16 protein-coding genes are annotated in these 13,524 nt (G+C 53.9%); 10 read left to right on the plus strand and 6 right to left on the minus strand.

Annotated features, from left to right (window positions below):
• Positions 1 to 271 precede the first annotated feature (271 nt).
• From M1B35_RS10105 to M1B35_RS10130, 6 genes are all read left to right on the plus strand, one after another.
• On the plus strand, positions 272 to 1,699 hold the full coding sequence (locus tag M1B35_RS10105; protein ID WP_268261837.1) for an AAA family ATPase: 1,428 nt from the start codon (positions 272 to 274) through the stop codon (positions 1,697 to 1,699).
• Positions 1,696 to 2,217, plus strand: coding sequence for a DUF4435 domain-containing protein (locus M1B35_RS10110; RefSeq protein ID WP_268261838.1), 522 nt, complete (start codon positions 1,696 to 1,698; stop codon positions 2,215 to 2,217). Before M1B35_RS10105 ends, M1B35_RS10110 begins: the two co-directional genes overlap by 4 nt.
• On the plus strand, positions 2,168 to 2,590 hold the full coding sequence (locus M1B35_RS10115) for a hypothetical protein (RefSeq protein ID WP_268261839.1): 423 nt from the start codon (positions 2,168 to 2,170) through the stop codon (positions 2,588 to 2,590). Before M1B35_RS10110 ends, M1B35_RS10115 begins: the two co-directional genes overlap by 50 nt.
• Before the next feature lie 189 nt (positions 2,591 to 2,779).
• Positions 2,780 to 3,505, plus strand: a complete 726-nt coding sequence (locus M1B35_RS10120) for a hypothetical protein (protein ID WP_268261840.1) — start codon at positions 2,780 to 2,782, stop codon at positions 3,503 to 3,505.
• 13 nt (positions 3,506 to 3,518) lie between these two features.
• On the plus strand, positions 3,519 to 3,986 hold the full coding sequence (locus M1B35_RS10125; RefSeq protein WP_268261841.1) for a hypothetical protein: 468 nt from the start codon (positions 3,519 to 3,521) through the stop codon (positions 3,984 to 3,986).
• Positions 3,987 to 4,538: 552 nt separating this feature from the next.
• Entirely contained in the window at positions 4,539 to 4,820 is a 282-nt protein-coding gene (locus M1B35_RS10130; protein WP_268261842.1) for a hypothetical protein, read from the plus strand.
• 436 nt (positions 4,821 to 5,256) lie between these two features.
• Here M1B35_RS10130 and M1B35_RS10135 read toward each other — a convergent pair whose 3' ends face one another.
• Positions 5,257 to 5,739 (minus strand): VOC family protein, encoded by a 483-nt coding sequence (locus M1B35_RS10135; protein WP_268261843.1) that lies wholly within the window; start codon positions 5,737 to 5,739, stop codon positions 5,257 to 5,259.
• Between the two features lie 278 nt (positions 5,740 to 6,017).
• Between M1B35_RS10135 and M1B35_RS10140 the strand changes: the two genes are divergently transcribed.
• A complete protein-coding gene (locus M1B35_RS10140; protein WP_268261844.1) occupies positions 6,018 to 6,200 on the plus strand; it encodes a type II toxin-antitoxin system HicA family toxin in 183 nt (60 codons plus the stop codon).
• A gap of 32 nt (positions 6,201 to 6,232) precedes the next feature.
• On the plus strand, positions 6,233 to 6,634 hold the full coding sequence (locus M1B35_RS10145) for a type II toxin-antitoxin system HicB family antitoxin (RefSeq protein ID WP_268261845.1): 402 nt from the start codon (positions 6,233 to 6,235) through the stop codon (positions 6,632 to 6,634).
• Positions 6,635 to 6,747: 113 nt separating this feature from the next.
• Here the strand turns inward: M1B35_RS10145 and M1B35_RS10150 are convergent, their stop codons facing one another.
• The 5 genes from M1B35_RS10150 to M1B35_RS10170 all read right to left on the minus strand — a co-directional run bounded on the left by M1B35_RS10150 (position 6,748) and on the right by M1B35_RS10170 (position 12,265).
• Positions 6,748 to 7,302: a hypothetical protein gene (locus M1B35_RS10150; protein WP_268261846.1), complete on the minus strand. Its 555-nt coding sequence runs from the start codon at positions 7,300 to 7,302 to the stop codon at positions 6,748 to 6,750.
• A 320-nt stretch (positions 7,303 to 7,622) separates the two neighbouring features.
• Positions 7,623 to 10,079 carry a TonB-dependent siderophore receptor gene (locus M1B35_RS10155; RefSeq protein WP_268261847.1) on the minus strand — a complete coding sequence of 819 codons (2,457 nt, stop codon included), beginning with the start codon at positions 10,077 to 10,079 and terminating at the stop codon, positions 7,623 to 7,625.
• A gap of 116 nt (positions 10,080 to 10,195) precedes the next feature.
• On the minus strand, positions 10,196 to 11,158 hold the full coding sequence (locus M1B35_RS10160) for a FecR family protein (RefSeq protein ID WP_123331205.1): 963 nt from the start codon (positions 11,156 to 11,158) through the stop codon (positions 10,196 to 10,198).
• Entirely contained in the window at positions 11,155 to 11,676 is a 522-nt protein-coding gene (locus M1B35_RS10165; protein ID WP_123331203.1) for a sigma-70 family RNA polymerase sigma factor, read from the minus strand. Before M1B35_RS10165 ends, M1B35_RS10160 begins: the two co-directional genes overlap by 4 nt.
• Positions 11,677 to 11,833: 157 nt before the next feature.
• Entirely contained in the window at positions 11,834 to 12,265 is a 432-nt protein-coding gene (locus tag M1B35_RS10170) for a hypothetical protein (RefSeq protein WP_268261848.1), read from the minus strand.
• A gap of 586 nt (positions 12,266 to 12,851) precedes the next feature.
• Here M1B35_RS10170 and M1B35_RS10175 point away from each other — a divergent pair.
• Both M1B35_RS10175 and M1B35_RS10180 read left to right on the plus strand, forming a co-directional pair.
• Entirely contained in the window at positions 12,852 to 13,034 is a 183-nt protein-coding gene (locus M1B35_RS10175) for a type II toxin-antitoxin system HicA family toxin (protein ID WP_123331199.1), read from the plus strand.
• 27 nt (positions 13,035 to 13,061) lie between these two features.
• Positions 13,062 to 13,484: a type II toxin-antitoxin system HicB family antitoxin gene (locus M1B35_RS10180; RefSeq protein WP_123331197.1), complete on the plus strand. Its 423-nt coding sequence runs from the start codon at positions 13,062 to 13,064 to the stop codon at positions 13,482 to 13,484.
• Positions 13,485 to 13,524 lie beyond the last annotated feature (40 nt).

Here is a 13,524-nt window from a genome sequence, read left to right on the forward strand (position 1 = left end):
CAGCTTCTGATCAATAGCCCTCTACGAGAATGAAGGCTTAGAGCCGAAAGCAGCCGTTCACAATTGACTGCTTCCGGCCAGAAGCAGTCATTCGAAACTGGTGGTAGGAGACAAAATGCGGTCCTTTGAGGATTTACTAAATCAGATTTGAGTCATTCGTATACAGCTAGCTAACTACCTCTCGACAGCTCAGAAAGCGTCTGATAGCGTTTTGACTCTTGGCCGGGCGTTGTATCCCTTTTTAACGGTCAGTAAATGCATGGAAAGCAGAATGCCTAAGATTGAAGATGTTATAAGCACCAAACCCATTATAAAACTTTTCCAGATTTCCGGACTTAACGGATTCAAGACTTTAACCCTTCATACGCCAACGTGCGTAAGAATTGTTGTTGCGGAAAATGGAACTGGCAAAACAACTCTTCTCAACACCCTGTACATGATTTTGTCACGTAGAATTGCAAAACTCTACAACTTGCACTTTGATACAATCACTATCCAATTTGAAGGCTTTGAAAAATTTATAGTTTCTAAAAGTGAGCTTTTTCCGTCAGATGCTAAGCCTCAAAGTGCAGCAGCGTTTTCTGAGCTAACTGAGTACGGCGTCACTGAAGCCCAACTTTATGAGTTCTTCACCGAGGTCGGGCCCGTTTTCGATGTACGAAAGGTTCGAATGCATCAAATTTACCACACTGTTTATAATGAATGCCCCTATGATCCGCCTGAAACAACTCGATTATTTCGAAGAGCAATGCCTTCACTGGAAAGAACTCAAGTATACAACGGCTTCCTAAATTATATAAACAAGGGCATGGGTGGATTAGAGGTTTTATACCTTCCAACATTTAGACGAATCGAAGTTGAAAACACCAATTTTGAAAAGCGTCAGCCACGACATCGAGAATCTTGGGAGCGCACACCACAAAGTGATTCAGATGAGACTCTTATGTGGTTTGGCATGAGCGATGTTGAAGCGCAATTAGAAAATATAAAAGCAACAATTCAGTCAGAAACCTTTACCGCCTATTCTCATTTGAGCGTTAGGTCGCTTGAGGATCTCTTATCACCAGAGACGAAAAAACCTGAGCCAATTCCTTCGGACAATAAAATACTAGGTAATCAGTTGCGATTAGTGCTCGCTCGACTTGGGCAAGCCGAGGGACAAGCAGGAGCAAAAATTCTTGATTTAATTGATACTAGTGAAATAAATCTTCATCACTACGACAACCTTCGATCTTATCTATTTCAGATGCTTGAAATTTATACATCAACTCAAAAAGACGAGCAATCTATTGAAGGCTTTGTAAAAGTCATAAATAAATACTGGACCGCCTCAGCTTTCGAGTCAAGTTCACAAGCCGAGAAAACATTTATCTTTGATAAAATGTCTCTTGACATTGAAATCAGAACACCATATAGCTCTGCCCCCATTGAACTATCTCAACTATCTTCTGGGGAAAAGCAAATAGTATCCATTTTTGCTAAATTGCACCTTCAAAAAGATAAAAAGTTCATTGTGCTGATTGACGAGCCTGAACTTTCACTTTCAATGGCATGGCAAAAACTTTTTCTACCAGATTTGCTGGAAGCACCAAGCTGCGAGCAGCTTGTAGCGATTACACACTCTCCATTCATTTTTGAAAACGCCCTAGATCAATATGCACAACCTCTTTTCGTTTCTTATGAAAGGAGTGAAAAATGAACCTTGAAAAGATGCGAGCCTCCCGAAACAACTCTCAAGTCGCGTTAATTTCTTATACAACTGTCCGAGGCAAAAACCCAGAAAAATTAATCTGTGTATTTGAAGGATACGAAGATCTCCCATATTACGAAACCATTTTCAATAGAGTTGGCAATCGCATAGCTTTTGCCTCTATTATTGCCAAGGGAAAAGATCAGGTTCTATCACTTCGCCAGGCTCTTCAAAACAACCACTATCAAGATGACAAAGTTCGATTTTTCGTAGACCAAGATTTTGATGGATTGAAAGGATATTCTTCAGGCGAAGATATATATATGACTGAGGGTTACTCTATAGAAAATCACTTGGCAGATGCGAAAATCCTATCATCATTGCTAAATTCAGAATTCAAGTGCCACGCAGATGAAGATGAAGAATCAATAAATAAAGTTAACGCTTTATTTGATGAATTTCTTGAAGTTTTTTTTTGTGATTATGCGCCCGGTAAATCAAGCTATTTTTTACGCGCGAACTCATAACGTAAAACTCAGAAACATTGAAGATAAAATCGGAGAGTATTTTCTAGTTACTTTAGACAGTATAACTGATAAAAATTCAGATTATTTTGAACTGATCGGATGGCCTGAAGATATTGAGAGAGATATAAGTTCTGTCGAAGGTGTTTTTTTAAAAATGGATCCTCACATGCAATGGCGAGGAAAATTTATATTTGAGCTATTTATTAAGTTTTTGCATCAACTTAAAAATGATAGAACTTCTGACATTCCTAAAATCTTTGCAAAAAAAGCCGGGGTAAAATTTGATCCAAACGGCGAGATCATCCGTTCGCTCGCATCGCTATCCGCTATTCCTACATCACTATCTGTGTTTATAACGCAGTTTCAACGCTGAGCAGTTTCGTCCTAGGATATTTATTTTTCATCTTATTTATCTGGGATAGGCTAGAGCGGTCATAAGCGGACACCTTGTTTTATAGGGTCTCGCTGAAATCTACGTTTTCTCTGTCCACGACGAATATGGAAACGCTTTCAATCCAGACCGAACTTGACAGGAAAAATATTGTTCACACTAGGGATTCTGATGCAAAAATTGTGGTTGCTAATTAAGGGGCAAGGATTTATGGCGCTCTTGGCCCTCGTAGGTTTTGGGTTGGCGATCTATACCGCGTTCTTCTACGAGAAAAAGCCGCACCTAATTTTCACTGCTTCGCAGCCCGCTAAGGTGTTCGATATTCATCAGCCCATTGGCGGCTTAGAAATCTCATACGCCGGCGAGAGCCTGCGTGGAGGCCAAAACAATCTCTGGGTGATGACCGTGGTCTTGAGGAATGAGGGAAATGCCGAAGTCCGAATAGGCGACTATGACGACCGAGATCCAGTAGGCTTGGCACTGAAAAATGGCCAACTTCTTGAACAGCCCACCGTTCAATCTGAAAGCATCTACATCAGTAAAAACTTAGATCTCACTCGGGACAACAATAGTGTCCACTTTTCTCCCATCATCATTGAGCCGGGTGAGTCGCTGACTTTCAATCTTCTGGTACTGGGCAACGATGCAATCAAACCGAAAATCATCCCCACGGGAAAGATCGCCGGGATGTCAGAGATAGATGTGCGAAGCTCTGAGGACAAAACCAAATCAGGCGTGATAAAGGATCTGTTTTACGCTGAGCGTTGGTGGGTTCAGGGCTTGCGTGGGCTTGCCTACACGTTTCTATTCTTTGTTGGGATCCTTATCATCGCCGCCATTCCGCAAGTTTTTGCCATTCCGTTCCAAGCACATAGGGACAAAAAAAAAGAAAACTGAGCGACGTGGTCAAATGGATCGATACAGAATTGGACACTCCCTTTCCGCACACGAAAGAGCTCTCACCAATCTTTATATCGAAAGCGGAATTCGTTTGCTTCGAGACGCCTATCAAGCGTTAACTGAGATCAGCATTCGCCAGCGAACGATCGAGGAACTCAGGCCATCGCTGAGTGATACGCAGATCCAAGATATTGAGAGCAGATATCTATCTCTCTCTCGGAATGCAATTTACCAGACTCGTCGTTTGGAGGATTGTGGCCTCGCAGATATCCGAAAAATGTCTTTGGATCAGCTCGCGAACATCCTTGCGGAAATTGAGAGCCTATGCGGTTATTTGGATATTTCTGTAACTGATTTGAACAACGCAGACTCCGAAGCAGATGACTTTATCAAAGTTTCGAGGGTGAGTGTCCAGACGGGACGACACAAGATAGAAGCAGTGATGGAGGAACGCCCCCTGGATCATTTGTCCAACTAGCTATCTTAATCTAGGCAAGGTATTCGTTAGATGCCTTGACTAGATGATACTTGAGTGCTTGCTCTCCTCAAAATTTCTGCTTGCTGTACGGATGTGCGGTGCCGATATTTATCTCTAGACGGTTACCAATGTCTTCGACTTGCCTATAGCTCCCTCTACCAACCGTCTGCTCTTGGCCGATAGCAGTCTCTCTTGTATGTATTTAATACCCAAGGACAAACCACAGCTTAATCACCTATGTACCGTCGCCACTGTTTCCGCTGCTTCCAAGACACACCTCCTCAAACAATCTAAACCGATACCCGGTTGTCGCTCTCAATCACCCACCCTATAGTTCGCCCTCGCAGCAAAATCGCGAACGACCTTGGCCGGTCGGGATTACAACGCAGCATCAGCGTTCGACACACTCTTGCAGTCGCCTATCAGGTGCCCGCGACAGGATGTTATGACGGCTGTGCGCGGTGGATCCCCGGTCGTCACATACCCGCACAACCATCATTTTCCTCGTAGCCGGAACCTCAGGTGATTGCTCCACTCACAGGAGCTGTACCGATGATTGACCAGCCTCTCTCGCGCTTTACCGCCGTCGACACCCACGACGCCCACCAATCCGTTTTCTACCTCGACACCCAAGCTTCTCTGAACGATCTGGCCAGCAGCGCGGCCCATCGTTTCACCGTGGTGCGGGATCTGATGGACACGCTGTCCACGCTTAATCTGAAAGATATTGCCGACTGCGATCTGACGCGGGTCACCCGTGGGGTGCATCTGTTGACCCGCGAGGGTTGCGCGGTGCTGGAGGTGATTCAGTGGCGCACGGCGCTGGAGGCCTGAGCGGTATTGAGTTCAAGAAGCGCGTAAAACACGCTCGGCTTTGCTTTGGCCTTTGATCTGGCATTGGCTTTGGCTTTTGATCTGCCTGCCCCTTCAGGAAGCCGAACGCAGGCGTTGCGCAGGGGGCAGCTCGGCATGGATGCCGGGCTAGCCGCCATCAGGCCATGGATGGCCTGTGGCGGCGTGCCCCTGGAGCAATGCCGGAGTGAGGGAACGCCGAGCCTTAGCGAGGGGCCGGATGCAGGGGCAGAGGCCTTTGGTTACTTTGGGCTCCCAACGTGACTCGCTGTAAGAGCAAAACCGCCAGTGGCTACACCCGCCGCAACGGCTATGTACACCACCCGCTTCCAAGTGCACGGGGTAAGCAGGTGCCTGCGCGTCATCGTTGGCGAGCATCGCTGGCAAGCCAGCTCCTACAGGGGGGATGGGTGCGCCATCAGGCGGGGCGCAGTGCGGCTTCGATGGCGGCAATGTCTATCTTGGTCATGGTCATCATGGCGTCGAAAGCGCGCTTGGCCGCCGCGGGATCGGGGTCGATGATCGCGGCGGTCAACACCCGGGGCGTGATCTGCCAGGACACGCCCCACTTGTCCTTGCACCAGCCGCAGACGCTTGCCTGGCCTCCGTTGGTGACAATCGCGTTCCACAAGCGGTCCGTTTCGGCCTGGTCGTCGGTCGCCACCTGGAATGAAAAAGCCTCGTTATGTGTGATCCCCGCCCCGCCGTTCAATCCGAGGCAGGGGAGGCCCATGACCGTGAACTCGACCGTTATGACATCGCCCTGCTTGCCCGCCGGGTAGTCGCCAGGCGCGTGATGAACGGCGAGTACAGCGCTGTCCGGGAAGGTCTGGGCGTAGAACTGCGCAGCGTCTTGCGCGGTGCCGTCGTACCAGAGGCAGATGGTGTTTTTGTTGAGCATTTTTCTTCTCCAGAATCAGGCCTGATGCCTTCATTCCAGCCGCGCTGAACCTAGGCACATCCACAGGCGAACCCTAAGTGTTGTACAAAGCGCGGTTTTTTCAAAAATCGCCCCCTTGCAGCCCCTTGCGACCGGCAGCCGTTGGCCGAAAGCGCTTTCATGCTTGCCAAGACGCCTGAACGACACTTTCCGAAACATAACTCCAGACACACAATTTAACCTGCATTACTATGCGCCTGGAGTTATAAAGCACCCCTCACCCCGATAAGGAGAGGGAGGTGCAAAGCAGACAGCTGATCAAGGAGCTTGAAGCAGCAGGATGGGTACTGGACCGGGTTACCGGAAGCCACCATCTTTTCAAGCATCCCTACCGGCCAGAGACCTTTCCGGTGTCGCACCCGAAGAAGGACCTGCCACGGGGCACGGTCAGGGCCATCCGGAAACTGGCTGGACTGATGTAGCCCTTCAGCCTTCATCTATTGAGGAAATCCCCGTGCAATATCCCATCTGCATCGAGTGGGGCGACGAACACACGGCCACCGGCATCCAGATTCCCGACATTCCTGGAGCCGTCACCGCTGGCGACACCTTCGAGTCTGCGTACGGCGCCGCCATGGAAATCGCCCACATCATGCTCGAAGAACTGGCTCGTGCAGGGCACGCCATTCCCCTGCCCACCTCCATCGGCCAGCACCGCGCCAACACCGATTTTGCAGGGATGGGCTGGGGCATGCTGGACATCGACGTCGCGCCTTACCTGGGCAAAACCGAGAAGGTCAACGTGACCTTGCCCGGCTACGTGATTCAGCGGATCGACCGGTTCGTGCGCGAGCACAACATCAAGAGCCGGTCGTCTTTTCTGGCGGATGCGGCGATGGAGAAATTGGGGCGTTGAAGGTTAAGGATATTCTGCGGTTTGCGTTGTCGTTAGTGAGCATCGCTGGCAAGCCAGCGCCTACAGAGGGGGCGGGTGCGACATCAAGTCGGCCGCTCTGAACGCCCCCCTCTTTATCCTAGAAAGACCCCAGTCGCGCCGGCATCGGCCAACGCAAAAAGCAGGCTCTCTACCGCAACACCTGGCGCAGAGCCCAAATCAATCTTCACCTTATAGCCCTCCCCCGTTGGCTCCGGGTCCGAGACAAAGTGCACCACGCCTTGCAGTCCTTCTTCGGTCGGTGGGTTCTCGTCCTCCCCATCGAACCACTCGAAGAACCAGGTGCGGAGAACCTGCGAGGCCACCTCCAGACTCAAGCCACGCACGTCCAGGGGCAACCAGTCCCAACCAAAGGGAGAGATGACCACCGCCGTTGGCCCAAGCTCAAAATGGATGGGCTCAAACGCCAGCTCGGACTCGGAGTCAACCTGAACCGGCTGCCCAGCGCTCTCCCCCTCCGCCGCGATCACATCGACCCGGCAGGGGGTGTCCATTGCACCTTCTGTCGCCAATGAGCCCTCGCTGTTTCTATAGGCAGGTTCAAGGTGCAGCGCGCCCTGTGCAGCGATACGCACAAGCGTCTCCACATAGGGTTTACGAATGGCGGCGAGCAGTTCGGAGACGGTCATAAATCAGGTTGCTTCCTTAGCATGGCCCGTCGATGGGGCGGCCTTCGACGAGAGGGTGATGAGTGACTGAACGGTCGGCGCAATATTGCATCGACCGGCACGGAAGCGTCCATGGAAAGCCGATCAAGCTTTGATGTGCCGCTGCGCCTGGTACGGGCGAGTATCGCGCGGCACAAAACCTTTAGGCACGCGGCCGGTAGCAGCCGAGCGCCACCGCGCGCTGAGATCGGCGCCATAAAAAACCGCCAGGCAAACGCCCAGCGGTTTTTTTGTGTCTGGAGGGCCCCGGCATCAGTGCCTACACCGGGTCTATCAGCGCCTCAGAAAGTCCACTTGGCGTTGACCACGGCGTTGCGGGGTTCGCCATAGGAGCCCGACGCGAAGGTACCTATGCCGTCGTAATACTTCTGATCGAACAGGTTGTTCACATTCAGGCCGACTGTCAGGTGCTCATCCACTTTGTAGTTCGCCAGCAGGCCAACCACGGCAAACGGGTCCTGTGTCGCCTTGTAGGTTGGACCGGTGTACTGAGGAATTTGCCCCTCGGCGTATATCTTGCTTTGCCAAGTCACGTTGCCGCCGAGGGTCAGGCGCTCCAGGTCTCCCTGCAAGCGGTAAGTGGTACCGAGCTTGAAGAGGTTGAAAGGCTGGTTGGTCTCAACACGCTTGCCATCCTTATCGTGGGACTCACGGTAGGTATAGCCACCGAATATGTTCCAACCGGTGGCCAGTTCGCCCGAAATCTCGGTCTCGACACCGCGCGTGCTGGTACCGCTGATGGCTTTATACGCCGCCTTATTGGAGTTCGGGTTGGCGACTTCCTGAGGGCTGTTCTTCTGCTCGACATCAAACAACGCGATGCTGGCGTTCAACGCGCCGTTGAAGAATTCGCCTTTCAGGCCAATCTCGTAGTTGTCGCCCTGCAAGGGCTCAAGGGACTTGTTGTCGACGGTTTTGTAGAACGTCTGCGGCAAGAAGATGTTGGTGTAGCTGGCATACGCCGAGTACGTGTCGTTCAGGTCATAGACAATCCCTGCATAGGGCGTGACCACCCCGGTTTTACGGGTCTTGTCGGTGGCTTGGGTCTGATTTGAAAGGCTGGTGACGCGATCTTCCTGGTCCCACCAACTGACGCGGGTGCCAAGAATCACGGTCAACGGATCGATGGGTTTCAGACGCAGTGCGGTGTAAACCCCGGTTTGCTGCAGGGTCGTAACGGTTCCGCCATTCTCTATAAAGTTCGGTCGAGCGAACTGACGACCGTCCCAGGTGAAAATATTGTCCACCGGCGCAAAGTCCCCATCCGCTCCGGTGCTGGTGTAGTCGGGGAAGTTCAGGTGCGTGCGCGAGGTGCTGGCACCTACGACCAGCTCATGCTGGCGCCCCCCCAAGGTGAACGGGCCGGAGGCATAGGTGTCCAGGGTGTCTTGAGTCTGGTAGCTATCCAGGCGACTGATGTAGGCGTTGGCGCCAGCGCCTGTCACCGGGTCAGGCGCGCCATTACTGGCGGAAGCCCCTTCCCCTTTGCGATAGCTGTATTGGTGGCTATAGGCGGTTTTCCAGCTCCAGTCGTTACCCAACGTGTGATCCAGCAGGGTGCTGAAGTTGTAGCTGGTGTTGTCCTGGAATGCCCAACGGCTGGCAGGGTTGAACGACCGGGAGAAATGAGTCTGCTTGCCGGTGCTGTAGAACAACGGGATATGGCCGTAGGTCGTGCCATCGGCATCGTTGTTCTGGTAATCCAGGCTGGTGCGTAACGTCGTGTCGTCGTTCAAGTCGATGTCCAACGCACCGTAAACCACGCGTTTTTCCTGCTTGTACCAATCAATGAACGAGTTCTGCTTCTGGTAGGCCGCCACAAAACGCCCGCGCACGTTGCTGGTTTCCGTCAGTGGGCCGGATACGTCAACTTCGGAGCGGTACTTGTCCCACGTCCCCGCCTCGCCGGAAACGTAACCCTGGAAGTCCTTGGTCGGACGCTTGCGCACCAGGTTGATGGTGGCCGACGGCGTACCCGCACCACTCATCAGGCCGGTGGCCCCTCGCAGCACTTCGACACGGTCATAGATGGCCATGTCTGACAGTGCGCTGGTGTACTGCTGGGATTCGTTGGCCACTTGTGACGGCACACCGTCGTACTGGAAGTTCTGAATCGCAAAGCCACGGGAATAAAACGTGTAACGCTCACTGTCGCGGTGGTTGGTGCTGATACCCGGGGTAAAGGCCAGCACTTGGTTGATGGTCGACAGTTGCTGGTCATCCATCAGCTGACGGGTGATGACACTCACCGACTGTGGCGTCTCACGCAGTGACAAAGGCAACTTGGTTGCCGTGCGGGTGGCACCGGTGGTGTATGAGCCCGTGCCTTCTGTGGTGCCGCTGTCCTGGTATTCACTGATGGTGGTTGGGCCTAACTCCAGCCCCGTGGTCGGCGTGCTGACCAACAGATAGCCATCGACACTGGATTGGGCGCGCAACGCATGACCGCGCAACAGCACGGCAAAGCCTTCATCGACACTAAAGTGACCTTGTAACCCTTGGCTTTTGAGGGTGCTCACCTGGGCAGCCGCAAAGGAAATATCCACCCCAGCCTCTCGGGCATAGCGGCTTAACACATCGCCCAAGGGGCCGGCAGGTATGGCGTAATGCTTGGCCTGCTGCTGCGCCAATACCGGCGGAGCAATGAGCAGGGGGGCGGTGAAAATCCCCAAATGAAGGGTCAACGCCAGTGCGCGGGGCTGACCAAGGGTAAGACGAAAGCGTGTGGATGAAGGCATGTTCCTAGGTCTCTAGTTGTGTTGGCTAGTACAAGGACGGCCAAGAAATGAGAACTGGAACCAAAGGAGAATATTTTTTATCGGCGCACTGAGCGGACCAGAAACTATGCCTCTGGTCACGGCTTTTTCAGGGCGATACGGGTAACCCAAGGCGTCATTTTTTCGACCTTGATCGGCAGACTGCGGGCGAGCAGGCGCAGCGCACGCTCACTGTCATCCGCCGGGAGGACGGCGGTGACTTCCAGGCCAGCCAGTGCCGTGGCGTCGTACATCAGCCAGCCGCTATGGAAGCGGTTCAGGCGTTCAAGTACCTGGGCTAACGGCATGCGCCTGACCACCAGTTTATGGTGTTCCCACGCCTGCTCAATCCCGACTCCGTCGACGTCGTTCAATGGATGAATGCCGCCCGCATCCAGCATCACCTGCTGACTGGCATGGACATCCAGACGGTCACCGGCGCTGATCACCTGTGTGCTCGACTCGATCATCGCCAAGCGCGTCGAACCGCCCAAACGTTCCACGGTAAACCGCGTGCCCAAAGCCCTGATGCTGCCTTCGTCTGTAACGACCAGGAACGGGCGCTGGGCGTCCTTGGCCACTTCAACCAGGATTTCACCGCCACGCAAATGCAACGTACGTGAGTGGGCGTCGAAATCCACATCGACGGCAGAGCGCCCATTCAGGCTGATACGGCTGCCGTCAGGCAGTTGCTGGGTATGCCATTGGCCTGTGCCCGTGCGAATGTCCGCAAACCAGTAAGCCGCCGGTGCCCGCTGTAGCATCAGGCTTGCGGGCAGCAAAAGCGTCAGTGCCAGCACCAGGGCTTTTACCGGGAAGCGTGCGGGTTTGCGCGTAATGCTGCTCAAGGCGGCGCGAGTTGGAGCGCGGGGCAACGTACGCAAGGGTGCCAGGCTGCCCTGCAGTTGCCGGACGGCTTCGCGATGCAACTCGCTAGCCTCCAGCCAGGTGTTGTATTCGCGCAGCTGGGCGTCATCCGGTTGCCCGTCGATGCACACCAGCCACGAGGCCGCCTGCTGCAACACTTTGGGTGTCAGGGGGGATGCCGGGCTTGCGCTCAAGACAGAGGGTCCGCCGCTGCGTGGCAATGCAGCAGGGCCTGCACCAGATATTTCTGCACACTCTTGACCGAGACCTGCAACTGCTCCGCGATCTGAGCATGGCTATAGCCTTCCAAGTGGCGAAGGATGAACGCCTGTTGAGCGCGGGCACTCATCCGGGACAACGCCCGAGCGATTTGCTCCAGTGCTTGCACCGCCGCGAGTACTTGTTCGGGAGAGGGAGCCAGTTCCATGTATTCGGCGTGGCGTTCAAGCTCTTCGCGGTACGCCTGTTCGAGTTTCTGACGCCGGCTGCGATCAACCAGTAAACGGCGAGCGATGGTGGCGAGAAACGCCCGCGGCTCTCGCGGAACCGTGTAAGCGCCGACGGCAAGCAGACGAACGAAGGTGTCCTGCGCCATGTCTGCCGCATTCTGCGGACAGTCCAAACGACGCCGCAACCAACTCAGCAACCAACTGTGATAGCCCTTGTAAAGGGCGTCCAGGCTATCAGCTTGGGAGGAGTGAGACGCTTGCATCGAGATAATTCGCAAATGGGAATTGTTCTACTTTAGAGGATAGAACGCCCGAAATGCAATCGTGAACGCCGGCGTTTGCAACAGGCCTGCTTTGGGCCAATAGCGATCATCTGCTCCCACGTCGCCCGCCGAACACAGGGCGTACAGCAGGGCGAACTCATGGACTGAACATGTCGCCTGCCTGAGGTTTTTTTCGCAGCCAATTGATCAGCAACAGGACGCCGGCCGCAATCCCTTGCGATCCGCACATAAGCCAGATGAGGCCTATATGAAACAGAATCCAGGCACTGAGCCCCAATACCAGCGTCAACAAAACCCCCAGTAAAAGCAGCGGCAGGTGCCGTACAGAGGGGCGGTCTTCCAGCGCATCGGCGAAAATGCTCCAGCATGCCCATTGCGAGAACAGCAACAACACCAGCCCTAACAGAATCCACCCCCAGCCCGTCATGGACTGAGCAGTGAACAGACTCATCGTCGACGTGATGACAAACCACAAAGTAAAGGCGACCGTCGTGCTTGCAGGCACGGTGTAGGCCGGAAGGGCGATGGCTATCTGGAGCAACTTGAGTGTTTGCAATCGAGTTATCACGTCACACGCTCCCTGCACGTCGACATTCGCTAACGCTGATGGCCTTTACAGTGACTATAGACAGGATGAGGGCTGTACCAGTCGCCGTGTTCAAGCCCCCCCTATCGGCCCTGGACCGTTCCGTTACCGCAGCCGAAGAAGGACCTGCCACAGGGCACACGCAGGTCGCCGTCCGGCTTTTTGATTTTGATTTGAAGCGCCTCGTTAACCAGGATGGCCGAACGCAGGCATTGAGCCGTGGGTAACCCCGGCGGGGATGCCGGGTTAGCCGCCTGGGCCTCCACAGCCTCCCGAAATAACCGCTCAAACATTGCGGGCCAGCGTCTGTTGCAGCGTCTTGGCGTCGTTCCTATAGTTCGCCCTCGCCGCCCAACCTGCGAACAACCCGGCCATCGCTTCGTCAGTGCTAACGACAGAATGTCGAGCACCTGCGCTGCTACCTCGACACTCAAGCGCTGCCTATCGAACAGGCCAACAGCAGCGGTTTTCTGTCCGGATCTTTCCATGGATGACGACTGTCCTGACGGCCATTGATGCGCAACAAAAATGTTGCATAATGCCGCCGTCGAGACACTAAGGACTGTGCATGAAGTACAGCGAGTTTCGACGCTGGTTACGAGCGCAAGGCGTGACGTTTGCACCGGCCAAGGGCAGCCACTTCAAGGTGTACCTGGGCAACCGTCAAACGATCTTCCCAGACCATGGCGCCAAGGAAATAAGCGAAGGCCTGAGAAAGAAGATCATTAAGGACCTGGGGCTTAATCATTGAGACCCAGGCTGATGGGAGGCGAAAAACATGTATGAATACCCGGTGACCCTACACCTGGAAGAGGGCGGCCCTTGGGTCAGTTGCGCGGATGTGCCTGAAATGGCCAGCGCCGGCGATACCGTGGAGCAAGCGTTGGCTGAAGCGGTCGACGCCCTGGAGTCAGCGCTGTCGCTGTACGTCGATCAGCGGTTGGCCATTCCACAGCCCTCCCCGGCGGCACCCGGCCAACCCCTGGTCCGGCTACCCGCACTGACCGTCGCCAAAGCGGCCCTCTGGAACACGATGCTCAAGCAACAGGTCAGCAAAACGGAGCTTGCAAAGCGCCTGGGAGTGAACCGGCCGCAAGTCGACCGCTTGGTCGATTTGCTCCATCGATCCAAGATCGAACACGTTGAGCGTGCCTTGCGCACCCTGGGTCAGCGCATCGAACTTTCGGTGGTAGCCGCCTAGGTCCCCCTACCCAAGCTGGCCAAAACCAGGCCAGCCAGTA

It is taken from the genome of Pseudomonas morbosilactucae, from assembly GCF_023241665.1.
Taxonomy (GTDB): Bacteria; Pseudomonadota; Gammaproteobacteria; order Pseudomonadales; family Pseudomonadaceae; genus Aquipseudomonas; species Aquipseudomonas morbosilactucae.